General features: G+C 69.3%; 25 protein-coding genes. 13 read left to right on the top strand and 12 right to left on the bottom strand.

Going from position 1 to position 20,777, the window contains the following annotated elements:
• The first annotated feature begins 84 nt into the window (after positions 1–84).
• A complete protein-coding gene (locus OG205_RS31195; RefSeq protein ID WP_319976070.1) occupies positions 85–375 on the top strand; it encodes a WhiB family transcriptional regulator in 291 nt (96 codons plus the stop codon).
• 11 nt (positions 376–386) lie between these two features.
• On the opposite strand, the gene OG205_RS31190 is transcribed toward OG205_RS31195, so the two are convergent.
• The 3 genes from OG205_RS31190 to OG205_RS31180 are packed head-to-tail and all read right to left on the bottom strand — an operon-like array spanning position 387 to position 2,799.
• Positions 387–1,514 carry an ArsA family ATPase gene (locus tag OG205_RS31190; protein ID WP_330271543.1) on the bottom strand — a complete coding sequence of 376 codons (1,128 nt, stop codon included), beginning with the start codon at positions 1,512–1,514 and terminating at the stop codon, positions 387–389.
• On the bottom strand, positions 1,511–2,503 hold the full coding sequence (locus OG205_RS31185; protein ID WP_330271542.1) for an ArsA-related P-loop ATPase: 993 nt from the start codon (positions 2,501–2,503) through the stop codon (positions 1,511–1,513). The genes OG205_RS31190 and OG205_RS31185 overlap by 4 nt, the downstream gene beginning before the upstream one ends.
• Positions 2,504–2,547: 44 nt before the next feature.
• Positions 2,548–2,799 carry a hypothetical protein gene (locus OG205_RS31180; protein WP_330271541.1) on the bottom strand — a complete coding sequence of 84 codons (252 nt, stop codon included), beginning with the start codon at positions 2,797–2,799 and terminating at the stop codon, positions 2,548–2,550.
• A 68-nt stretch (positions 2,800–2,867) separates the two neighbouring features.
• On the opposite strand from OG205_RS31180, the gene OG205_RS31175 reads away from it, so the two are divergent.
• The 4 genes from OG205_RS31175 to OG205_RS31160 are packed head-to-tail and all read left to right on the top strand — an operon-like array spanning position 2,868 to position 5,221.
• Entirely contained in the window at positions 2,868–3,023 is a 156-nt protein-coding gene (locus tag OG205_RS31175; RefSeq protein ID WP_090069797.1) for a DUF4177 domain-containing protein, read from the top strand.
• Positions 3,020–3,475, top strand: a complete 456-nt coding sequence (locus OG205_RS31170) for a RidA family protein (RefSeq protein WP_330271540.1) — start codon at positions 3,020–3,022, stop codon at positions 3,473–3,475. Before OG205_RS31175 ends, OG205_RS31170 begins: the two co-directional genes overlap by 4 nt.
• Position 3,476: 1 nt before the next feature.
• On the top strand, positions 3,477–4,079 hold the full coding sequence (locus OG205_RS31165) for a hypothetical protein (RefSeq protein WP_330271539.1): 603 nt from the start codon (positions 3,477–3,479) through the stop codon (positions 4,077–4,079).
• Between the two features lie 11 nt (positions 4,080–4,090).
• Positions 4,091–5,221 (top strand): hypothetical protein, encoded by a 1,131-nt coding sequence (locus OG205_RS31160; RefSeq protein ID WP_330271538.1) that lies wholly within the window; start codon positions 4,091–4,093, stop codon positions 5,219–5,221.
• On the opposite strand, the gene OG205_RS31155 is transcribed toward OG205_RS31160, so the two are convergent.
• Together OG205_RS31155 and OG205_RS31150 are read right to left on the bottom strand one after the other, a co-directional pair.
• Positions 5,215–6,024 (bottom strand): MBL fold metallo-hydrolase, encoded by an 810-nt coding sequence (locus OG205_RS31155; RefSeq protein WP_330271537.1) that lies wholly within the window; start codon positions 6,022–6,024, stop codon positions 5,215–5,217. The two genes, OG205_RS31160 and OG205_RS31155, sit on opposite strands and share 7 nt — an antisense overlap.
• Positions 6,021–6,812: an NUDIX hydrolase gene (locus tag OG205_RS31150; RefSeq protein ID WP_442916841.1), complete on the bottom strand. Its 792-nt coding sequence runs from the start codon at positions 6,810–6,812 to the stop codon at positions 6,021–6,023. Before OG205_RS31150 ends, OG205_RS31155 begins: the two co-directional genes overlap by 4 nt.
• 51 nt (positions 6,813–6,863) lie before the next feature.
• On the opposite strand from OG205_RS31150, the gene OG205_RS31145 reads away from it, so the two are divergent.
• The 3 genes from OG205_RS31145 (at position 6,864) to dnaN (ending at position 9,616) form a co-directional block, all read left to right on the top strand.
• Positions 6,864–7,220 (top strand): hypothetical protein, encoded by a 357-nt coding sequence (locus OG205_RS31145; RefSeq protein ID WP_319976061.1) that lies wholly within the window; start codon positions 6,864–6,866, stop codon positions 7,218–7,220.
• A 14-nt stretch (positions 7,221–7,234) separates the two neighbouring features.
• Positions 7,235–8,125: a Gfo/Idh/MocA family protein gene (locus OG205_RS31140; RefSeq protein ID WP_330271535.1), complete on the top strand. Its 891-nt coding sequence runs from the start codon at positions 7,235–7,237 to the stop codon at positions 8,123–8,125.
• A gap of 399 nt (positions 8,126–8,524) precedes the next feature.
• Positions 8,525–9,616, top strand: coding sequence for a DNA polymerase III subunit beta (gene dnaN, locus OG205_RS31135; protein WP_330271534.1), 1,092 nt, complete (start codon positions 8,525–8,527; stop codon positions 9,614–9,616).
• Between the two features lie 54 nt (positions 9,617–9,670).
• Here the strand turns inward: dnaN and OG205_RS31130 are convergent, their stop codons facing one another.
• The 3 genes from OG205_RS31130 to OG205_RS31120 all read right to left on the bottom strand — a co-directional run bounded on the left by OG205_RS31130 (position 9,671) and on the right by OG205_RS31120 (position 12,744).
• Positions 9,671–10,918, bottom strand: a complete 1,248-nt coding sequence (locus OG205_RS31130) for an MFS transporter (RefSeq protein ID WP_330271533.1) — start codon at positions 10,916–10,918, stop codon at positions 9,671–9,673.
• Between the two features lie 704 nt (positions 10,919–11,622).
• Positions 11,623–12,297 (bottom strand): Crp/Fnr family transcriptional regulator, encoded by a 675-nt coding sequence (locus OG205_RS31125; RefSeq protein ID WP_030477589.1) that lies wholly within the window; start codon positions 12,295–12,297, stop codon positions 11,623–11,625.
• Between the two features lie 207 nt (positions 12,298–12,504).
• Positions 12,505–12,744 (bottom strand): hypothetical protein, encoded by a 240-nt coding sequence (locus OG205_RS31120; protein ID WP_093594399.1) that lies wholly within the window; start codon positions 12,742–12,744, stop codon positions 12,505–12,507.
• A gap of 136 nt (positions 12,745–12,880) precedes the next feature.
• Here OG205_RS31120 and nth point away from each other — a divergent pair, with 136 nt between their 5' ends.
• From nth to OG205_RS31100, 4 genes are read left to right on the top strand one after another with little or no spacing between them, the layout of a single operon-like run.
• On the top strand, positions 12,881–13,588 hold the full coding sequence (nth, locus tag OG205_RS31115; protein ID WP_330278268.1) for an endonuclease III: 708 nt from the start codon (positions 12,881–12,883) through the stop codon (positions 13,586–13,588).
• The gene (locus tag OG205_RS31110; protein WP_330271532.1) at positions 13,585–14,151 is read left to right on the top strand and encodes a TlpA family protein disulfide reductase; all 567 of its coding nucleotides are present in this window, start codon (positions 13,585–13,587) and stop codon (positions 14,149–14,151) included. Before nth ends, OG205_RS31110 begins: the two co-directional genes overlap by 4 nt.
• On the top strand, positions 14,148–14,807 hold the full coding sequence (locus tag OG205_RS31105) for an NUDIX hydrolase (protein ID WP_330271531.1): 660 nt from the start codon (positions 14,148–14,150) through the stop codon (positions 14,805–14,807). The genes OG205_RS31110 and OG205_RS31105 overlap by 4 nt, the downstream gene beginning before the upstream one ends.
• Before the next feature lie 15 nt (positions 14,808–14,822).
• Positions 14,823–16,010, top strand: a complete 1,188-nt coding sequence (locus OG205_RS31100; RefSeq protein WP_330271530.1) for a MarP family serine protease — start codon at positions 14,823–14,825, stop codon at positions 16,008–16,010.
• Here OG205_RS31100 and OG205_RS31095 read toward each other — a convergent pair.
• Positions 15,988–16,698 (bottom strand): TetR/AcrR family transcriptional regulator, encoded by a 711-nt coding sequence (locus tag OG205_RS31095; protein WP_330271529.1) that lies wholly within the window; start codon positions 16,696–16,698, stop codon positions 15,988–15,990. The two genes, OG205_RS31100 and OG205_RS31095, sit on opposite strands and share 23 nt — an antisense overlap.
• 69 nt (positions 16,699–16,767) lie before the next feature.
• Here OG205_RS31095 and OG205_RS31090 point away from each other — a divergent pair, with 69 nt between their 5' ends.
• Positions 16,768–18,252 (top strand): FAD-dependent oxidoreductase, encoded by a 1,485-nt coding sequence (locus tag OG205_RS31090; protein WP_330271528.1) that lies wholly within the window; start codon positions 16,768–16,770, stop codon positions 18,250–18,252.
• Here OG205_RS31090 and OG205_RS31085 read toward each other — a convergent pair.
• Genes OG205_RS31085 through nhaA form a run of 3 tightly spaced genes read right to left on the bottom strand, consistent with a single transcriptional unit; the run spans position 18,224 to position 20,732 of the window.
• Positions 18,224–19,141, bottom strand: coding sequence for an alpha/beta fold hydrolase (locus OG205_RS31085; protein ID WP_330278267.1), 918 nt, complete (start codon positions 19,139–19,141; stop codon positions 18,224–18,226). The genes OG205_RS31090 and OG205_RS31085 overlap by 29 nt on opposite strands.
• Entirely contained in the window at positions 19,138–19,578 is a 441-nt protein-coding gene (locus OG205_RS31080; protein ID WP_218164493.1) for a phage holin family protein, read from the bottom strand. Before OG205_RS31080 ends, OG205_RS31085 begins: the two co-directional genes overlap by 4 nt.
• Positions 19,575–20,732 (bottom strand): Na+/H+ antiporter NhaA, encoded by a 1,158-nt coding sequence (gene nhaA, locus OG205_RS31075; RefSeq protein WP_330271527.1) that lies wholly within the window; start codon positions 20,730–20,732, stop codon positions 19,575–19,577. The genes OG205_RS31080 and nhaA overlap by 4 nt, the downstream gene beginning before the upstream one ends.
• Positions 20,733–20,777: the final 45 nt, after the last annotated feature.

Raw genomic sequence — 20,777 nt, 5'->3', positions numbered from 1 at the left:
TGCAGCCGTGGCTCGAACGCTACGGCATCCGTGGCAGGGGTGTGGCGGATTTCCACATTTGGACAGCACTGAGGAGTGGGGGATATGAACCAGGGGGATTGGCGTATCAACGCTTCGTGCCGTGACGAAGAGCCGGACCAGCTCTTCGTTCGAGGTGCGGAGCAGCGCAAGGCGAAGCTCGTGTGCCTGGGATGCCCGGTGCGCATGGAATGCCTGGCCGAAGCGCTGGACAACAAGATCGAATTCGGTGTCTGGGGAGGCATGACCGAGCGCGAACGCCGTGCTCTGCTGCGCCGTCGTCCGGACGTGGACTCGTGGTTCGAGTTGCTCGACAACGCACGTCAAGAGCACACCGAAGACACGAGGGTCAGCTAGGCGCTGAGCGCCTATTCGCCGGCGAGTCGACGACCTATCTCCCGAAGGCCGTCGAGGTCGTGCACGTCAGCAGGCAATGCGGGCACGCCGACCAGCGCGACGCCGGGGTGAGCACGCGTGAACCGGGCCAGCAGCCGCTTCTCACGATCGGCCACTGCCACCCGGTCCGCGTGCAGCCGGAGCACTGCCGCGGCGAGCGGCGCGTCACCGGAGCGGTCCAGGTCATCCGCTGCGGCGACCGCCTTCGCCGCGGGCAGGTCCGCCGCGAGCACGGGATGGGTCCTGTTCGCGACGAGCCCGCACAACGGCATGTTCTCCGCGCTGAGGCGTTCCACGAAATAGCTCGCTTCGCGCAATGCGTCCGGTTCGGCCGCCGCCACCACCACGAAACCGGTTCCGGGCGAGCGGAGCAGTTCGTACGTGCGCTGGGCACGTTCGCGGAATCCGCCGAACATGCTGTCGAACGCCTGAACAAAGGTTGACGCGTCCTGCAACAGCTGGCCGCCGACGATCGTCGACACAGCACGTGTGAAAAGGCTGAAACCGGTTCCGACGATCTTCATCAGCCCCCGGCCGCTCGCGCGCGCCGGAGCCGACAGCATCCTGATGAACTTGCCGTCGAGCACCGTCGACAGGCGCTGCGGCGCGTCCAGGAAGTCGAGCGCCGACCGGCTCGGCGGGGTGTCGACGATGATCAGGTCCCACTCGTCCTGCGCCACCAGCTGGCCCAGCTTCTCCATCGCCATGTACTCCTGCGTGCCGGAGAACGACGAGGAAATGGTCTGGTAGAAGGGGTTCGACAGGATCTGGTCGGCCCGGTCGCGGCCCGCGTGGGTCAGCACCATGTCGTCGAACGTGCGACGCATGTCGAGCATCATCGCGAACAGCTCGCCCTTGGGCTCGAAGCCGTCCACGACGACCTCGCGCGGATGGTTGTCCAGTTCCCGCAGGCCCAGCGACTGCGCGAGCCGCCGGGCGGGGTCGATCGTCAGCACGACCACGCGCCTGCCGCGTTCGGCCGCACGCAACCCCAGCGCAGCCGCGGTCGTCGTCTTGCCCACGCCGCCGGAGCCGCAGCAGACCAGGACGCGCGTCTCCAGGTCGTCCAGCAACGGGTCGAAGTCGAGTCTGGTGGTCATCGGACACCCGCCGCGACCAAGGCCTCGGCCAGTTCGTAGAGCGCGGCCACGTCCACCCCGTCCGTCAGGTCCGGCAGCTCCAGGGTCGGCAGGTCCGACTCGGACAGCAGTTCCTTGGCCTCCTGCTGCGACCGCACCCGGATGGCATGCTCCACCGTCTCGTCGACCAAACCTTCGAGCGTGAATTCGTCGAGGTCGAGCCCGGCGGTCTTGAGCCCCGCGCGCACCCGTGACTCGTCGAGCCTGCCCTCGGCCGCGACCGGCAGCGAACGGGCGGGCAGCCGGACCGGCTGGACCCGGTTCACCAGCACCGCGCCGGGTCGCAGGTCGGCACCGTCCAGTTCGGTGACGGCGTCCAGGGTCTCGCGCACCGGCATCTCCTCGAGCAACGCGACCAGGTGCACCGCGGTGTCGCCGGAGTGCAGCAGCCGCACGACGCCGTCGCTCTGCCCCTTGATCGGCCCGACCTTGGCGAGGTCGGCCATGGCCTTGGTGACGTCGAGGAACTTGACCACGCGCCCGGTCGGCGGCGCGTCCAGCACGACGGCGTCGTAGAGGTGGCGGCCGTCCGGCCCGGTGCGGTTCACGCACTCCTTGACCTTGCCGGTCAGCAGGACGTCGCGCAGGCCGGGGGCGAGCGTGGTCGCGAACTCGATCGCGCCCATCTTGCGCAGCGTCCGTCCCGCGAAGCCGAGGTTGTAGAACATCGCCAGGTACTCGAGCAGCGCGGCCTCGGCGTCGATCGCGAGGGCGTGCACCTCACCGCCGCCCGGCGCGGACGCGATCCGTTCCTCGGAGTAGGGCAGCGGGGCCCGGTCGAAGAGCTGGGCGATGCCCTGCCTGCCCTCGACCTCGATCAGCAGCACCCGGCGGCCACCGGTGGCGAGCGCGAGCGCCAGCGCGGCCGAGACCGTCGTCTTGCCCGTGCCGCCCTTCCCGGAGACCACGTGCAGACGGGCTCGGGTCAGCTCCTCGGTCCACGACGTCACATGTCCAGACTATGTGTGAAATCGGTCGAACGTGGATCGGTCGGTCAATCGACCATGGTGAGGAAGAGAACGGCGATGGCCGTAGCGGCGACCAACGCCCACGCCACGACCGACGGAAGCCACAGCGCGATGCTGGCCGTGATCACGGCCACGACCACGAGACCGATCAGCCCGGCCTGGAGGACCTCCGTGCGCCGACTGTGCTTGCGATCACGCACCTGCGCCATCGCGACGAGCACCATCACCAGCCCACCCACCGCGAACAGGCTGGTGGCGATGATCCGCCAGGTCTCCATGTGATCAAGGTAGCCCGAAGTGCGACAACCGAGCAGAGCGCGATCGGGTGGCAAGTTAGGCTCCGCGCATGACGAAGTGGGAGTACGCGACCGTGCCGTTGTTGATCCACGCCACGAAGCAGATCCTCGACCAGTGGGGCGACGACGGCTGGGAGCTGGTCACCGTGCTGACGAACCCGACGGGTGAGCAGCACGTCGCGTACCTGAAGCGAGTGAAGGCATGAGCAACTGGAGCAACCGCCTGAAGGAGCTCGGCATCGAGCTTCCCGGCGTTGCCGCCCCGCTCGCCGCCTACGTGCCTGCCACGCAGAGCGGCCCGTGGGTGTTCACGTCCGGCCAGCTGCCGTTCGTCGAGGGCAAGCTTCCCGCCACCGGCAAGGTCGGCGCCGAGGTCTCCCCGGAGGAGGCCAAGCAGTACGCCGCGACGTGCATCCTCAACGCTCTCGCGGCCGTCCACGCGCTCGTGGGGATTGACTCGATCAAGCGAGTCGTGAAAGTTGTCGGGTTCGTGGCCTCCGCCGAGGGCTTCACGGGACAGCCTGGTGTCATCAACGGCGCCTCCGAGCTGCTCGGCGAGATCTTCGGTGACGAGGGCAAGCACGCCCGGTCGGCCGTGGGGGTCGCAGAGCTGCCGATCGGCGCTCCAGTGGAGATCGAACTGATCGTCGAGGTGTGACATGTCGGACACGTGCCACGAACTGCTGCTCAGGCTGGCCGGACGCCTTCCGGACGACCTGCTGTGGCGGTACCGGGACTGGGCGGCTTCGGACGCGTACGCGGTGCTCGCGCGGTCGTTGCCGCGCACTCTGCTGCACGGACGCATCCCTCTGACTGATCACGAACTGCGCCTTTTGCAGGACGCGCTGGTGCCCTACGGGGCGGAACCCGGTGCTGTCAGTTCGGTCAAAGGGCTGGACGAACTGCCACCCACCGACTACACCTTCTCCCCGGAATCACCCGATCGGGTGCCGATGGGAGATTCCGCGACCGTCGTTCTCGGTGCCACGCTGCGAGGCCGGCACGGGGTCGGGGAAGTTCGCTCCTGCTGGCGCATCGGTCCCTCCGGGATCAACCGCGTCCTGCTGGTGGCGGCCACCACCGGCCACGCCCGGCTGACCGGTGAGTTGCAGCGTGTTCTGCGGGCGTTGGGCGAGCACGACCCGTGCGTTGAGGTCGTGCAGTCCGGTATGGACCTTCCGCCCTACCACCGGGCGGCGTTGGCGGCATCGGAGCTGGTGTGTGCCGGCGCCGAGTCCGAGGAGCACCTGGTGCTCAGCTAAGGAGAGTTGACGTGACGAACGACGGTGTCGGCCTGCCGGTCCGTCTCCACGATCTCCTGCTGTCGATGGCCGGGCGGGTCGACGACGCCGCCCTGTCGCAGGCCCGCGAGTTCCTCGCGGTCGGAGAACTGGATCGCTCGATCGAGCTGCTCCTGGGCACGCTGCTCGCCGGCGGCATCCCGGTGCTGCCGGACGAGCGCGCGGCCATCACGTGGATCATCCACGAGGTCCGCTCGGACGCGGCGCTGACCGACCGCCTGCCGGTGGTCGAGATGCTGCCGTTCATCAGGCACCGCTTCACCTCCGAGACCGACCCGGCCTCGGACATCGCGGGCGATCTGGCCCGTGCGGTGTCGGTGCTCCCGGACATCCGCTCGGTGCGGTGCGTCTGGCGTTCCTCGCCCACGGGTTCCACGCCCGGCCCGTTGCCACAGCGGGTCGTGCTGGTGGACATCGGTCCGCAGGGCTTCGCTCCCGCGACCGCCTACCGGGTCGACTCGGTGCTGCGCAAGGCCGGCGTCCGCGCCGCGGTCGAGGTGCTGACCACCGGTGTGCAGCTCAGCGACTACCACGCGTCCGCCGTGACGTCGTCGATGGCGGTGCCGCTCTCCGGTGCTCCCGCCCCGATGATGGCCGACCACGTCTCCCAGCAGCAGCAAGCCTGGTTCGACCAGCCAGTCGAGGAGCTTCCGGCTCCGGCGCCGGTGGCCGAGCCGACACCGGCGCCGGAGCAACTGGAAGAGACCGGCTCACGACGCACACGTTCCACGCCGACGGTGCTGGAGGGCTCGCAGCCCTTCCCGCCCAAGCCCGTGAAGCGCATCCCGAAGGCCTCCGTGGAGCCCGAGATCGAGGTGCTTCCCGAACCCGTCCCGATCAACCGGGCCGAGATCACGACCGAGCTCAAGCCCGACGAGTTAGCGGCGCTGCAGGCCGCTCTCGCCGAGCCCGCGGAGCCGTCCTCCGTGGACGCGAACCTCAGCGAGCGCGAGCGGGCACTGTTGCAGCAGCTGCACGAGGAGCTGGCGCAGCGGGAGCAGACCGGTGCGAAGGGGCCTGACAGCGGTCGCTGGCAGATCGACAGGTCCTCGTCGCGTCAGTCGGCGTTCGGGGCCACGAACAACGGCCACCAGCCTCAGTAGCCGGTCCGCAGGTACTCCAGCTGGGCCCGCACCGACCACTCGGCGGCGGGCCACAGCACCCTGTCCACGTCCGCGTAGACGACCTCGACGACCTGCCGCGGGGTCGGTGAACCGCCCAGCGCCTCCACTGCCTTGCGGACCTGTTCCAGGCGCTGCGTGCGGTGGGCGAGGTACATCCGGGCGGCCTCTCCGGCGTCCGCGAGTTCCGGGCCGTGGCCAGGTAGGACCGCGGTGTTCGCCGGCAGTTCGGCGAGCAGCTTGAGCGACTCGAAGTAGTCACCGAGTTTGCCGTCCGGGTGGGCCACGATCGTCGTGCCGCGGCCCAGGACCGTGTCGCCGGTCAGCACGGCCTCGCCGTCGATCACGAAGCACAGCGAGTCGCTGGTGTGGCCGGGCGTGCCCAGGACGCGGAGTTCCAGGCCGGCACTGGTGATCACGTCCCCGTCCGTGAGGCCTTCCGAGCCGTAGGTGAGCGACGGATCGAGCGCGCGCACCGGAGCCTTGACCAGCTCACCGAACGCACGGGCGCCCTCGGAATGGTCTGGGTGGCCGTGGGTCAGCAGGATCTCGGCGATCGGGCCGACCTCCGCGATGCGTTTCAGGTGCGCGTCGTCGAGCGGGCCGGGGTCGATGACGACGAACGACCGCGCGTCCGGTGCCTTGAGCAGCCACGTGTTGGTGCCGTCGAGCGTCATCGGCGACGGGTTGTCGGCCAGCAGCACGGCGGCGTGTTCGGTGACCTGGCGGAGTTCGCCGTACCGCGGGTGCGCGGCGCGGGCGCCGATCAGCGGGGAGCCGCTCACTGGAACACCACCCTGATCACGTCGCCGTCGCGGATCAGCTTGGGAATGATCTTCTCGACGCTGCGCTCCTCGGCCATGACCTTCTCCACGCTGCCGAGAGCGCCCACCTCGTCGAGGGTGCGCCAGGTCGGCGGCATGAGCATGCGACGGCCCTCCTGGGCGTCCTCGACGGCTGCCGCGGGCGTCTGCCAGGCCGCGTCGGAGGCCTCGGTCGTCTCGCCGTCGGCCTTCTGCCCGGACGGCAGGGCGGCGACGAAGAAACGGGTGTCGTAGCGGCGGGGCTCCTCGTACGGGGTGACCCAGTTCGCCCACGGCCGCAGGAGATCCGCGCGCAGAACCAGGTTCTCGGCGGCGAGGAACTGGGCGAGGGAGATCTCGCGATCAACGAGTTGCTGACGGGCCTTCGTGAACGCCGACGTGTCCGCGACGACCGAGGTGGCGTCGGGGCCCGCGAGCAGGACACCGGACTCCTCGAACATCTCGCGCACGGCGGCGCACACGAACGCACGGGCCGTGGCCGCGTCGACGCCGAAGATCTCGCCCCACCACTGCGGCGGCGGACCCGTCCACGCGACGGACGTGTCGGCGTCGCGCTGATCGACGCCACCGCCGGGGAACACGGTCATGCCGCCCGCGAACGCCATGCCCTTCACGCGGCGCAACAGGAAGGCTTCGAGGCCCTCGGCGCCGTCGCGGAGCAGGACCACGGTGACGGCGTCCCGTGCCTGCGCGGGCTGATCGGGTTGGGAGACCGGCGATGCGGGTACCAGGTTTCCCGGCAAGGTCATGTCGTCGGGCATCCTGCGAGCGTACGACCGTGCCGACCTGAGGATGGTGTGATGGCGACGAACGTCTCCGGCTGCCTGGTGAAGATCCTGCTGTTCCTGCTGGGCGCGGTGATGGGCACGGGCCTGACCGCGGTGGCGGGCGTGGTGATGTTCGTGCCGGACAGCACGACCGTGATCAGCGTCGACCCGACGTCGACCTCGCCCGGCGTGTACGTGAAGAAGGTCGAGCGGCTCGTCGGCAGCACCTCCTACGAGATCTGGCTCGGCCCGACACCGGACCGCGGCCACGTGGTGACGGTGCCCAGCGGCTGGGGCCACGACCCGAAGCGAGAGCAGTCCGGCGACGGCCTGCGCCTGAAGTTCGACAACGGGGGCGAGATCTTCGTCCCCAAGGCCAGTTACTCCTGAGGCAGGATGTGCGAGTGGACGAACAGCTGCGCGTAGGACTTGTCGGTGCGGGCCCGTGGGCCGAGATGATCCACGCCCCTGGCATCGCGAACCATCCGGGCACGACGCTGACCGGTGTGTGGGCGCGCCGCCAGGAAGCGGCCGCGTCGCTGGCCGCCTCCTTCGGCGCGGAACCGTTCGAGGACTACACCGCGATGCTGTCCACTGTGGACGCAATCGCGTTCTGCGTGCCGCCGGGCGTGCAGGGCCCGATGGCGATCGAGGCCGCGCGGGCGGGCAAGCACCTCGTGCTGGAGAAGCCGATCGCGGAGTCCGTCGAGGTGGCCGAGGAACTGGCTGCCGCGGTCGCCGAGGCCGGCGTGGCGTCCCTGGTCGTCCTGACCCGCCGCTACGCCCCGGAGACGAAGCAGATGCTGGCCCAGCTGCACCGCACCGGCGGCTGGACCGGTGCCGACAGCCGCTGGATCTCCGGCGCGCTGCTGGACGGCCCGTTCTCGAACTCCCCGTGGCGCCACGACAAGGGCGCTTTGGACGACGTGGGCCCGCACGCGTTCGACCTGCTGGACGCGGCACTGGGCGAGATCACCGACGTGCTGGCGGCGAACGTCACGGACACCGGTCTGTGGCAGCTGATCCTGCAACACGCGGGCGGCGCCACCAGCACCGTCTCGCTGTGCCTGTCCCTGCCGATGCAGCCACCGTTCGCGGACTTCACCGTCTTCGGCACCGAGGGCCACCGCACCCTGACGAACCGCGACACGCCTGCGCTGGAGTGCTTCACGAACCTGCTCGACGACTTCGTGGCGATGGCGGACAGCGGCACCACGACGCACGAGTGCGACGTGCGGCGCGGGCTGCACCTGCAGCGGATCATCGATCTGGCGCGCCGCAAGGCAGGCGCCTGACGGTCTGACCGGAGGCGTGCGCGGAGCTACGCGGACGCGGCGTCCGATCAAATCGCGCGCTGAGGGCAGGGCCCCGCCCTCCTCGGGGGCAGACCGGCCATACAGCCACCGTAGCTGCGAAAACGTGCTGTCAACCCGCCGCACTTGACACGGCCTCGCCGCCGTTAAGTTCGTCGTCAGATGGGCTCAGGTGGTCAGCCCCCTTGGGAGGGCGGGGCCCTGCCCTCCGACGCCGATACCGATCACGCCGCACGACCTCGTCGGCGAACACCACCGGCCCGGCCAGCGGCCCCGAACCGAGGTGCTTCGCGCAGATCAGGCACTCGTCCACAACCCAGCTCCCTCTTGTTACAACCAGGGCGTCCAAAATTGTCAGGGGTGCCCGCTAGCGTCCAGAGCATGGACCTCACCGCCACGACAGCCGAGCTCGCCGGTGCCGCCGCCGAGGTGGCGCGGTTGCTGCCGACCCGCGTGTTCGATCCGGTGCTGGCCGGGCTCCGCCTGAAGGCCGGCATGGACGTGGAGGTCGCGGGCAGCGACCAGGAACACGGTGTGCGCCTGAGCGTCAACGCCACCGTGCACACCGAGGGCGAGGTGCTCGTGCCGGCGAAGCCGCTGGCCGCGACCCTTCAGGCGCTCGACGACCCGCAGGTGAGGCTCAAGGTCGAGGGGCAGCGGCTGGCGATCCGCACGCCCACGTCGAGGTTCGCGATCCCGCTCCTCGACCTCGCCCACCACCCCGGTGTCCCGGCACTGCCGCCGCTGCGGGGCCACGTGGACGCCGCCACTCTCAGGACCATCGCGGCGGTCGCGGGGGCGGCGTCGAAAGACGACGCGCTGCCGATCTTCACCGGCATCCGGATCCAGTCGGACGCCCACCGGCTGCACTTCATGGCCACCGACCGCTACCGCATGGCCTACGCCACACTCCCGTGGGAACAACATGGTCAACTCGACCTGTTGGTACCTGCGAAGGCCATCGTCGAGGCGGCTCGGCAAGCGACGAACCAGGTAGCCCTGCACGCGAACGAGGACCGCATCGGCCTCGCCTGGGGCAACAACTCGATCTCCACCGCGCTGCTGGCCGCTCCGTTCCCGGACGACCGCGCGCGCCGACTTCTGGAGGCAGTCATCGACAGCACGGTGCTCGTGGACGCGGACGCGTTGGCCCGCGCCGTCCGCAGAGCCACGCCCTACGGCGGCCCGCACCAGGCCGTGACCATCCAGGTCGAGGACTCGGAGATCCGGGTCAAGGGCAGCGACCCGCAGCAGGGCGAGTCGGAGGAGTTCGTCAAGGCCACGGTCGAGGGCGACCGGCTGACCAAGACGTTCCAGTCCCGCTACCTCGCGGACGCGCTGAAGGCGTTCGCCGGCCGCCGGATCGAGCTGAAGATCCAGGACGGCCTGCGTTCGACGGTGCTGACGTCGCCGCCCGGCGAGGACGGCGTCGAACTCACCTACCTCGTGGTGCCGATGCGTTCGGTCGCCTAGAAAGCGAAGGGCCCGGAAGCTTTTGCTTCCGGGCCCTTCTGCGAACGAACTGGCTCAGCGGGCCGCAAGCTCCATTTCGGACCGGGCCGGCACCTCGGCGGGCACGCCGCGCTGCACGGTGCCGCGCAGCAGCCAGACGGCCAGCGCGATCAGCAGTCCGGCGATGCCCGACGCGACGAACGCCGGCCGCGTGCCGAAGTGCTCGATCAGCTGACCGGACAGGCCCTGGCCGATAGCGAGGCCGATGGTCACCGAGGTGATCACCCAGCCGAACGCCTCCGCGGCCATGCCGTTCGGCGTGACCTGCTCGATCGCCGCGGAGTGCGCGGTCGACTGCGGTGTGATCAGCGTGCCGACGAAGAACAGCGCGACGCCCAGGCCGATCAGCGTGGCCGGGATGGCCAGCAGGAACGCCAGCAGCGCGAAGCCGCCCAGCAGCACCGGCAGGCGCAGGTGCATCGGGCGCGGCCACGGGCGCATGCCGTAGAGCACGCCGAACACCACCGAGCTGATCGACCACAGCGACAGCATCAGGCCACCCATCGAGGGCTGACCCACGGCCTTCGCGAACGCCGGCACGGCCACCTCGACGAAGCCGATGGTCACACCGAAGCCCAGCGCGGCCAGCGCCACCGTGCGCATGCCGGGGTAGGCGAACGCGCCGAGCAACGGGCGCGGAGCCTGCACGACGGGACCCCAGGCGCGCACGACGGCGTTGAACGCGAACCACAGCGCGCCCACGACCATCAGCACGGCGCCGACGACGACACCGGTGCCCGCCCACGGCGCGGCCAGCAGCAGACCGGCGAGACCAGGTCCGAGGATGAAGAAGACCTCCATGCTGATCGCCTCGTAGGCGTAGCCCGCCATCCGAGTCGGGCCCGCCGGGACCATCCGCTCCCACAGCGCACGCGACGCCGAGCCCACCATCGGCTCGGTCGCGCCGACGCCAAGGGCGAGCGGGACCAGTACGAACACCGAGGCGCCCGCCTCGACGGCGAGCACGGAGACGGTCACGAAGAAGGCGAACAACCCGGTCACCCCGAGCAGCGGGCGGGTGGGACCGAAGCGGTCCATCAGCCGGCCCTGCACGACGGAACCGAGAGCCACACCCGTCAGCGCCGCCGCCGAGACCATGCCGGCGACCGCGAACGATCCCGTCGTGCGCTCGACGTAGAGCAGCAGCGAGAGCCCGACCATCGCGATGGGCAGGCGGGCGAGCAGAGACGCGACCACGGGGCCGCGCATGCCGGGGGTCGTCAGGGCAGCGCGGTAGTCGGAGAGACGGGCGGAGTGGGACATGTGTACCAGTATGCCAAAGTTGGTACGGATGTACCAGATCGGGTGCGCGGGGTCACGATGGTTGCGATTGGGTCACGGGAATGGGATGACCGGGTGAAACATGCAACGAATCGGCCACACACGAGGTCCTTGAGGGTGAAAGGGCTTGAGCAGTCGGGGTGGCGACATGCGAAAGTTGACTCGCCAACCGAACCAACCTCTGGCTTGAGGGTCGGGGCCTGCGCGCCAGAGGGATGGAAGGCACGGTTCGTCGGGGGATGGGCCGTGCAACACAAAGGACCGGTGCGCCACGTCGGGGGTGGCGCCCGGTCTTTTGTTTTTGGTCGCTGCTCCGCAGACTCCGCGCGAGTTCGCCGGGGAGCTGGTCATCCGCCCGCCGCTTCGCCCTGATTGGGCTTCGCCGAATCACGACGAAGAGGCGAACGGATGACCAGCGCGAACTCGCGGATGCCTGGCGCGCTGGACGGAGATCCGTAGCGAACTCGCGGATGCCTGTCGCGGTGGGCGGAGATCCGTGGCGCGCTCGCGATGCCTGTCGCGGTGGGCGGAGTTCGGTCGCGTGCTCATGGCCTGCAACGTGCGGAGTCCGGTCGCGTGCTCATGGCCTGAACGCCCGCGGAGCTTCGTCGCGTGTTTGTGGGTTGAACGCGCTCGGAGCCCCGTTGAGTGCCCGGGGCTCCGTTGCGGTAGTGCTTGCGTTCTGACTAGCGGGCGCGGCGCGCTAGGCGCTCCGGGTCCAGGATCAGCACGCTCTTGCCTTCGAGCCGCAGCCAGCCGCGGTGCGCGAAGTCGGCCAGGGCCTTGTTCACGGTCTCGCGGGACGCGCCGACGAACTGGGCGATCTCCTCCTGCGTCAGGTCGTGCGTGACGCGGAGCAGGCCGGCCTCCTGCGAGCCGAAGCGCTGCGCGAGCTGCAACAACGCCTTGGCGACGCGGCCGGGCACGTCCGTGAAGATCAGGTCCGCCAGCATGGAGTTCGTCCGGCGCAGCCTGCGGGCCAGGGCCCTCAGCAACTGCTCGGCGATCTCCGGCCGGTTGGTGATCCACTGTCGGAGCGCGGGGCGGTCCATGGACACCGCGCGCACCTCGGTCACCGTCGTCGCAGTCGACGTGCGGGGGCCAGGATCGAAAATGGACAGTTCGCCGAACATGTCGGAGGGCCCGAAGATCCCCAACAGATTCTCGCGGCCGTCCGGCGACTTGCGGCCGATCTTCACCTTGCCGGACTGGATGATGTACAGGCGATCGCCCGGCTCACCCTCCGCGAAGATCACGTGGCCACGCGGGAACTCCACCGTCTCAAGGGTCGTCGCCAGCGCCTCTGCGGCCGCCGGGTCCACCCCCTGGAAGATGCCCGCTCGCGCCAGGGTCTCGTCCACCTCGTCCCTCCTAATCGACGCGACGGCACGCCTACCACCATCTTTGGTGGAGTCAGCGCCGTGCCGCCGATCACTGCGTTGCAGTCTAAGGGCTACGTAGTGGATCGCCGCTCGGCTCGCCGTCTTACTAGGAACAACAAGACTGAAGCGATCCAGAGCCCAACGAGCCAGTTTACGCCATTCGGGTGGACGTCAGCACGGGGCCATCTAGCGGACGCGCTTGCGCGTGCCACCGCGGCCGCGGCGGCGCAGACGGAACATGTCAAGGGCGCGACCGATGCCGTGTCCGTAGAGCGCCTTGACCTCTTCAGGCCTGGCGGACTCCAGGAACTCCTCGACCTCGTTCTCCTGCACGGCGACGTGCCGGAGCTTCGCTTCGACGCGCTCCATGAAGAGCGCGAAGAACATGATCACGATCGGAACGACGATCACAAACCAGGCAGTCATGATGCTCCGAAGTCTGGCGCATGAGGGATTCGAGTGCGGATCTAGGGGGTGGGTCCGGCGTGTTGACTACTCTGGATCAGTGCCCGCAACCAAGAAACCGGAAACCAAACTCGGCCTGACCCGCAGGGCCCGCCGGATGGTGCGCGTGCTGGCCGAGGGATACCCCGACGCGCACTGCGAGCTGGACTTCACCACGCCGCTCGAGCTCGTCGTGGCGGTCATTCTGTCCGCGCAGTGCACCGACAAGAAGGTCAACGAGGTCACTCCCGCGCTCTTCCTGAAGTACCCGACGGCCGCCGACTACGCCGGCGCCGACCGGACGGAACTCGAAGAGATGCTCCGCCCCACCGGTTTCTTCCGGAACAAGGCAACGTCTCTTATGGGTCTCGGTGCCGCTCTTGTGGAGCAGCACGACGGTGTGGTTCCCGGCAGCATGGAGGAGCTGGTCAAGCTCCCTGGTGTAGGACGCAAGACGGCCAACGTGGTTCTCGGCAACGCGTTCGATGTGCCCGGGCTCACAGTCGACACCCACTTCGGCCGCCTCGTGCGCCGCTGGGGCTGGACCGATCTCGAAGACGCGGTCAAGGTCGAGCACGCCATCGGTGAGCTCGTCGAGAAGCGCGACTGGACCATGGCCTCGCACTGGATCGTCTTCCACGGCCGCCGCGTCTGCCACGCCAAAACCCCTGCCTGTGGGGCCTGCCTGCTGATGAAGGACTGCCCGTCGTACGGCCTCGGACCGGAAGACCCGGACAAAGCGGCCAAGCTCGTGAAGGGCGACGAGAAGCCCCACCTGATCGAGCTCGCCGAGCGTGTACGGGCCGGTGAGAAGCTAGGAGGGTGAACAACCGCACGCGCTGGCTCGCCGTCGTGCTCGTCCTCGGCGTGGCGGGCGTCGTGGCGCTGTGGCCCCGTGACGAATCGCCGGGGCCACCACCGCCCACGTCCGCCCGCCCGACGCAGGACATGGCCGCGTTGCGCGCGCAGGCCCAGCTCCGGCCGTGCGTGCCGGGTGCGGAAGGCGGTGTGGGGGTGACGTGCCTCGGCGACGGCACCCGGACGGACCTCGCGCTGAAGGGCCCGCTCCTGATCAACTTCTGGGCGACCTGGTGCCAGCCGTGCCAGGAGGAGTTGCCCGTGCTGGAAACCTATGCGAAGCAACCAGGTGCCGTGCCGGTCGTCCCAGTTCTTGTGGAGAGCAGGGAGGCGGACGGCCTGGAGCTGCTCGCCCGCCTCGGCGTGCGGTTGCCGTCCGTTCACGACGAGGCCGACGAACTGCGCAAGCGAGTCAAGGCGCCGATAACGCTTCCCGCTACGTATTACGTATCAGCGGACGGTCAGGTCCGGCAGATCACCGATCCGCCGTACTTCACCGCGCCGGAACAGGTGGAGAAGGCGGTTCGATGACGGAGGCGACAGAGCCACCCGACTGGATGCAGCGCCTGGCCAAGGCGACCGGGGAGATCGACGCACGAACGTTCATGCGCGACCCCCGCCCGCCGGCGCGCGCCTATCGCAAGGCGTCGGTGCTCATGCTGTTCGGGGAGTCCGAGGAGCACGGGCCCGACATCCTGCTGCTGCGCCGTTCGGACACGCTGGGCTCGCATCCGGGTCAGGTCGCGTTCCCCGGCGGCGCGTGCGACGACACCGACGACGGGCCGGTGGGCACGGCATTACGCGAGGCTTACGAGGAGACCGGTGTACTTGAGTCAGGAGTGAGACCGCTTGCTTTGCTGCCGGAGCTGTACGTGCCGGTGTCCGGGTTCGTGGTCACGCCTGTGCTCGCCTACTGGGAACAGCCGAGCCCCGTCGCACCAGTCGATCCGGCGGAGACCGCCGCGGTCGCTCGGGTGCCGGTCGCGCACCTCGCCGATCCTGCCAACAGGTTCCGGGTGCGTCACCCCGCGGGTTACGTCGGAGCGGCCTTCTCCGCGCCGGGCATGCTGGTGTGGGGATTCACCGCGGGGTTGATCAACGGCCTGATCGCACTCGGCGGCTGGGAACAGCCATGGGATGCGACCGATGTGCGTGACCTTGAACTAGCGTTGCGCGCTACACAGTGAGGCGGAGGTTTCGGGTTGAACTGGGTTGACCTGCTCGTGCTGGGCCTAGCCGCGATCGCCGCGCTGTCCGGGGCCAGGCAAGGCATGGTCGTCGCGCTGCCTGCGTTCGTCGGCGTGCTCGTCGGCCTGATCCTCGGCACGCAGATCGCTCCGCTGCTGGTGTCCCAGTTCGAGAACGTCGTCACCAAGGTCGTGTTCGCGGTCGGAGTCGTCGTGCTGCTCGTGGCGCTCGGCGAGACGATCGGCGTCTACATCGGCCGGACGATCAAGGCGCGGGTCAACGCGTCGCCGTTGCGCGGCGCGGACAACGCGCTGGGCGCGATCGTGCAGGGCTTCGTCGTCTTCATCGTCGCGTGGATGATCGCTCTCCCGCTGACCTCGGTCGTCGGCCTGCCGGACCTCACCTCGTCGCTCAAGCAGTCGGTGATCCTCGGCAAGGTCGACCAGACCATGCCGCAGGCCGCCCGCGTGCTGTCCGGCGACCTGCAGAAGCTCTTCGACGTCTCGGGCTTCCCGCAGGCGATGGACCCGTTCAACCGCACGCCGCTCAAGGACGTCGAGCCGCCGAACAGCCAGCTCGCGGACTCCCCGGTCGCGAAACGGCTCCAGGCGAGCGTGCTCAAGGTCCGCGGTCGTGCGCCCTCGTGCTCACGTGCGCTGGAAGGCACCGGATTCGTCATCGCGCCCGAGCGGGTCATGACGAACGCGCACGTCGTCGCGGGCACGAACGAGGTCACGGTCGAGGTCGGCCGCGGCCAGTTCGACGCGACGGTCGTCTCCTACGACCCGCGCACGGACATCGCCGTGCTCGCGGTGCCGGACCTGGAGGCCACGCCGCTGCAGTTCCGTTCGGACGAGGTGCAGCCGGGCGAGGACGGCATCGTGCTCGGCTACCCGCTCGACGGCCCGTACAAGTCCTCGCCGGCGCGGGTGCGCGAGCGGATTCCGCTGCTGCGCGGCCCGGACATCTACGACGCCCAGACGGTCACGCGGGACGTCTACACGGTTCGCGCCGAGGTTCGGTCCGGCAACTCGGGTGGCCCGCTGGTCGACCCGAACGGCCGGGTGATGGGCGTGGTGTTCGGCGCCGCGGTCGACGACCCGGAGACGGGCTTCGTGCTCACGGCCCAGCAGGTGCAGACGATGGTTCAGAAGGCGCCGACCCTGACGAAGAGGGCGTCTACGCAGGGTTGTGCCTCGTAGCGATGCCGTCGAGCACGTAGCTCAGGCCGGTGTCGAACCACGACGCGGCGTTCGTGTGTTCGGCGTCGTACATGACCCTGGCGAGCCTCGGGAACTTCCCGGTGGCCAGCATCCGCTGCATGTAGGGGCCTGAGGCGGCCTGCCACTGCTCCTCGGTCATGCCGCTGGCCTGCTCGTCGCGGGCCTCGGTGATCTCGTTGCGGACCGCGCCGTGGACGAACGCCATCACCGTGCTGACCGCGCCGAGCACGTCGTCGATGGCGGGGAACTCGGGCCTGTCGTCGAGGGTCGCCAGTGACGCCTCGATGTGCGCCAGCGAGTTCGGGCCCCGGTGCGGGCGGCCGCCGAGCAGGTCGATGAACCACGGGTGCCGCTTCGCCGCCGCTCGCATGCCGTGGGCGATCCGCGTCAGGGCCGCGCGCCACTCGGCGCCCGGTTCCGGCAGCGCGATCTCGCCGTAGACCTCGTCGACCATGAGGTCGAGCAGTTCGTCCTTGGTCTCGATGTAGCCGTACAGGCGCATGGGTCCGGCGTTCAGCGCGGCGGCGACCTTGCGCAACGACACCTCGTCGAGCCCGCCCTCGTCGGCGAGCCTGATCGCGGCCTCCACGATCAGATCCCTGCTCAACGGGGTCGGTGACGGCTTGCTGGGCGGCTCTGGGCGGTCCCACACGAGTTCGTTCGACATCGGACTGGACGATACACCGTCTATCTGCGATACAGTGTATCGAGTGATACGGCGTATCGGGAGGATGCGATGAAGACTTCGGTGCTGGTAGTGGGTGGGGGACTGGCGGGGACGTCGGCCGCGCTGTTCCTGGCGTGGCGCGGGGTGGACGTGACTCTGGTGGAGAAGCATCCGGGCAGCTCACTGCACCCGCGGGCGGTCGGCTTCAACGCTCGGGTGGGCGAGCTGCTGCGTGCGGTCGGCCTGGAGGGTGAGCTGCCGGTGAGCAGGATGACCAAGGGTTTCGGCGTCCGGCGGGTCCGGGCCGAGAGCCTGGTCGGGAAGAAGTACGACGAGACTTTCTGGACGCCGCCGGCCAAGCTCTCCGACATCGAGTACTCGCCGTCCAAGGGCGTCGGGGTGGCCCAGGACAAGATGGAGCCGCTCCTGCGGGACAAGGCCCGTGAGCTGGGCGCGGACATCCGGATGAGCACGCGGATGCTGGAGTTCTCGCAGGACGGCGAAGGTGTCACCGCGATCGTGCAGGGCGACGGCGAGCCGTACGAGATCCGCGCCGACTATCTGATCGCGGCCGACGGCCACCGCAGCCCGATCCGCGAACAGCTCGGCATCACGCGCACCGGCCGAGGCTTCATGCACACGTCCCGCAGCGTGCTGTTCCGCGCGCCGTTGCAGGAGTACCTGAAGGACGGCATCGGCCAGTTCGTCATCGACGGCGTCGGCTTCCTGACCACCTACGGCGACGGCCGCTGGGTGCTGATGCTCGACGACCGCGAGTACACCGAGCCCGAACTGCGGCAGAAGATCGTCCAGGCCATCGGCCGCGGCGACCTGGAGATCGAGATCATCACGACGGGCCGCTGGACGATCAGCGCGGGAGTCGCCGACCGGTTCAGCGACGGCCGGATCTTCCTCGCCGGGGACGCCGCGCACACGTTGCCGCCGAGCCGCGGCGGGTTCGGGGTGAACGTCGGCATCGAGGACGCGCACAACCTCGCCTGGAAGCTCGCGGCGGTGATCAACGGCGAGTCACGACCGTCCCTGCTGGACACCTACGACGCGGAACGACGCCCGGTCGCGACCCTCTGCCACCAGCAGATCTTCGCGCGCGACGACGGCCACAACCGCGACGGCCAGCCCGAGGACGCGCCGTTGATCGACAACAACGCGATGCACCACGGCATCCTCTACCGCTCGGACGCGGTGCTCGGCGCGGGCCCTGAACTCCCGCCGGCCCAGCTCCCCGAGCAGTGGAACGGCCAGCCGGGCACCAGGGCCCCGCACGTGTGGGTCGAGCCCGGCAAGTCCACTTTGGACCTATTCCAGCGCGGCTGGGTGCTCGTCGCCGACCACCCGCAGTGGGAGGAAGCGGCTCAACGAAGCGGCGTCCGGTACGAACGGGTCGAGCAGCTGGACGTGTTCGGACTGTCCGCGAAGGGCGCGTCGCTGGTCCGGCCGGACGGTTACGTCGCCTGGCGCTCGACGGACCTGCCGGACGACCCGACCGGCGTCCTGAAGAACGCGTTCAGCTCGTCTTCTGCAGGAACTCGGTGATCAACCTGCTCGTGGTGTGGGACGCCTCCTGGTTCGGGAAGTGCCCCACCTCGGGCAGGCTCCGGAACTCCGACCCCTCGCCGAGCCACGGCCGCGAGTCGAGCGCCGAGGCCTCCGGTGCGATCGGGTCGAGCGCGCCGTGGATCTGCAGCACCGGCACCTGGATCGGCTTGTCGACGGCCTCGGCGAACCGGCGACCGTCGCTGCGGAGCTGCGAGCGCACCGCCCAGCGGTAGTACTCCAGCGCGCTGTGGGCGACGCCCGGAATCGTCATCGCCTGCCGGCAACGGCGGATGACCTCGTCGAACTCCGGCGCCGTCCGCCACTTCGGTCCGGTCCACGCGGACAGCAGCTTGGCGACCTGCAGGCCGTTCTCGCCGGTCAGCCAGCGTTCCGGGTGGATCGGCAGCTGGAAGCGCAGCACGTGGGAGTTCGTCCGGGGATGCCGGCGGAACGCCCGGCGCGTCACCAGAGGGTGCGGCGCGGACAGCACGGAGATCGACGAGACCACGCGCGGATGCATCGCGCCGACGGTCCACGCCGTGGCGCCGCCCCACGCGTGACCCACCAGGTGTGCGCGTGGGGCGCCGAGCGCCTTGACCAGGCCCGCGATGTCACCCGCGAGTGTGAATCCGTCGTAGCCGCGCGGGGGTTTGTCCGAGTCGCCGTAGCCGCGCAGGTCGACCGCCACCGCGCGATAACCGGCCTCGGCCAGTGCGGTCAGCTGGTGCCGCCACGACCACCAGAACTCGGGGAACCCGTGCAGGAGCAGCACGAGGGGTCCCTCGCCGAGTTCGGCGACGTGCAGGCGGATGCCGTTGGCCGAGACGTCGCGGTGCGTCCACGGACCCGCGACCCGCACAACGGACGGGTCGGGTTTGCGGCTCAGTTGTCGTCGCCCCTGCGCGTCAGGGCCGCGACCGTGTCCTTCGCGGCCGCGATCGACTTCTCCGGCGCCCTGATCTTCTTGACCTTGCGGTAGCCGAGGAAGGCGAAGGCGACGGCGCTGAGCAGCATCACGCCGAACACGAGCCCGAAGCCCGCCCAGTAGCCCCAGCCGAACCACTCGGCGAAGCCGAACCCGAGGGCCATGAACAGGAAGAACAGGCTGAAGCACAGGATCGTCAGCGCGACGATGAAGAAGACGCTGCCCTTCACGCCCTTCTTGATCTCGGCCGTGATCTCGCCCTTCGCGAGCTCGACCTCTGCTCTGACCAAGGTCGACACGTGGGCGGTCGCATCACGGACGAGACCGCCGAGCGACGCCTCGGCCGTCGGGTCGTCTGCGGTCAGCGGAATCGACGCGATGTGTTCCCTGGTGGTCACTCGGACATGGTGCCATGCGCCCGGCTCCGGCGAATGAGCAACACCGCGGCGAGCAGCGACGCGATCATCGAGGCGAGCAACACAGCCGCCTTCGCGGTCTCCGGCTCGTCGAGCGAGAGGTCCGCGATCAGCAGGCTGACGGTGAACCCGACGCCGCCCAGCGTCGCCACCGCCACGATGTCGCGCGGCCCCGCCCCGGACGGCCACACCGCCGCCTTGAACCACACGGCGAGCGCGGACGCCCCCACGATCCCGATCACCTTGCCGACGACCAGCCCCACCATCACGCCGATGGCGATCTTGTCGTCGAAGAGCTTGCCCAACGCCTCGGCACCCACCGGCACACCCGCCGCGAACAGCGCGAACACCGGCACGGCCACCCCGGCCGACCACGGCTGCAGCCGGTGTTCCAGCCGCACGGCCGGCGCCTCCTGCTCGTACGGGTCGCGCCGCACCCGCGTCAGCAACGCCAGCGCGACACCCGCGATCGTGGCGTGGACGCCCGACTCGTGCATGAACCACCAGGTGGCCAGTGCGATCGGCACGTAGATCCAGGCGCTGGTGATCCTCTTGTGCTGCAGGAACCAGTACAGCGCCAGCAGCAGCACGACCGCACCCGCCGCGAGCAGGTTGAACTTCGCCGTGAACAGGATCGCGATCACGACGATCGCCCCCAGGTCGTCCACCACGGCCAGGCTGAGGAGGAACACCCGCAGACTCGACGGCAGCCCGGACGCCGTCAGCGCCAGCACCCCTAGCGCGAACGCGATGTCCGTCGCGACTGGTATGGCCCACGCCTTCTCGATCCCCGGCTGCCCCCAGCCGATCCCGAGCGCGACCAGCGCGGGCACGATCATCCCGCCGATTGCCGCGATGATCGGCAGGACCGCGGCCTTGAAGTTCGACAGCTCGCCGACGACGAGTTCGCGCTTCAGCTCGAGCCCAGCGACGAAGAAGAAGATCGCGAGCAGGCCGTCCTTCGCCCAGTCGCCGACCGACAACGGTCCCAGGTGGAGGTCACGCAGCGTGAAGTACGCGGGGGAGAGCGGCGAGTTCGCCCACAACAACGCGATGGCGGTGGCGCCGAGCAGCACAGTGCCGCCCACGGTCTCCGTGCGGAGGTAACGGGCGAAGTCAGCGATCTTGGGGGGCAACAGGTCTCCTGGGGCGGTCGACAGGTACACGAATACTCGTGCCGA

This window comes from Lentzea sp. NBC_00516 (assembly GCF_036346835.1).
Taxonomy (GTDB): domain Bacteria; phylum Actinomycetota; class Actinomycetes; order Mycobacteriales; family Pseudonocardiaceae; genus Lentzea; species Lentzea sokolovensis.
This window is presented reverse-complemented; position numbering and strand designations above follow the sequence as displayed.

Excerpts from the sequence above, each read along its gene's own strand:
- dnaN (WP_330271534.1), top strand. The coding sequence starts at position 8,525 with ATGGACCTCACCGCCACGACAGCCGAGCTCGCCGGTGCCGCCGCCGAG.
- OG205_RS31170 (WP_330271540.1), top strand. The coding sequence starts at position 3,020 with ATGAGCAACTGGAGCAACCGCCTGAAGGAGCTCGGCATCGAGCTTCCC.
- OG205_RS31190 (WP_330271543.1), bottom strand. The coding sequence starts at position 1,514 with ATGACCACCAGACTCGACTTCGACCCGTTGCTGGACGACCTGGAGACG.
- OG205_RS31145 (WP_319976061.1), top strand. The coding sequence starts at position 6,864 with ATGGCGACGAACGTCTCCGGCTGCCTGGTGAAGATCCTGCTGTTCCTG.
- OG205_RS31165 (WP_330271539.1), top strand. The coding sequence starts at position 3,477 with ATGTCGGACACGTGCCACGAACTGCTGCTCAGGCTGGCCGGACGCCTT.
- OG205_RS31090 (WP_330271528.1), top strand. The coding sequence starts at position 16,768 with ATGAAGACTTCGGTGCTGGTAGTGGGTGGGGGACTGGCGGGGACGTCG.
- nth (WP_330278268.1), top strand. The coding sequence starts at position 12,881 with ATGGTGCGCGTGCTGGCCGAGGGATACCCCGACGCGCACTGCGAGCTG.
- OG205_RS31120 (WP_093594399.1), bottom strand. The coding sequence starts at position 12,744 with ATGACTGCCTGGTTTGTGATCGTCGTTCCGATCGTGATCATGTTCTTC.
- OG205_RS31130 (WP_330271533.1), bottom strand. The coding sequence starts at position 10,918 with ATGTCCCACTCCGCCCGTCTCTCCGACTACCGCGCTGCCCTGACGACC.
- OG205_RS31095 (WP_330271529.1), bottom strand. The coding sequence starts at position 16,698 with ATGTCGAACGAACTCGTGTGGGACCGCCCAGAGCCGCCCAGCAAGCCG.
- OG205_RS31105 (WP_330271531.1), top strand. The coding sequence starts at position 14,148 with ATGACGGAGGCGACAGAGCCACCCGACTGGATGCAGCGCCTGGCCAAG.
- OG205_RS31195 (WP_319976070.1), top strand. The coding sequence starts at position 85 with ATGAACCAGGGGGATTGGCGTATCAACGCTTCGTGCCGTGACGAAGAG.
- OG205_RS31150 (WP_442916841.1), bottom strand. The coding sequence starts at position 6,812 with ATGACCTTGCCGGGAAACCTGGTACCCGCATCGCCGGTCTCCCAACCC.
- OG205_RS31180 (WP_330271541.1), bottom strand. The coding sequence starts at position 2,799 with ATGGAGACCTGGCGGATCATCGCCACCAGCCTGTTCGCGGTGGGTGGG.
- OG205_RS31175 (WP_090069797.1), top strand. The coding sequence starts at position 2,868 with ATGACGAAGTGGGAGTACGCGACCGTGCCGTTGTTGATCCACGCCACG.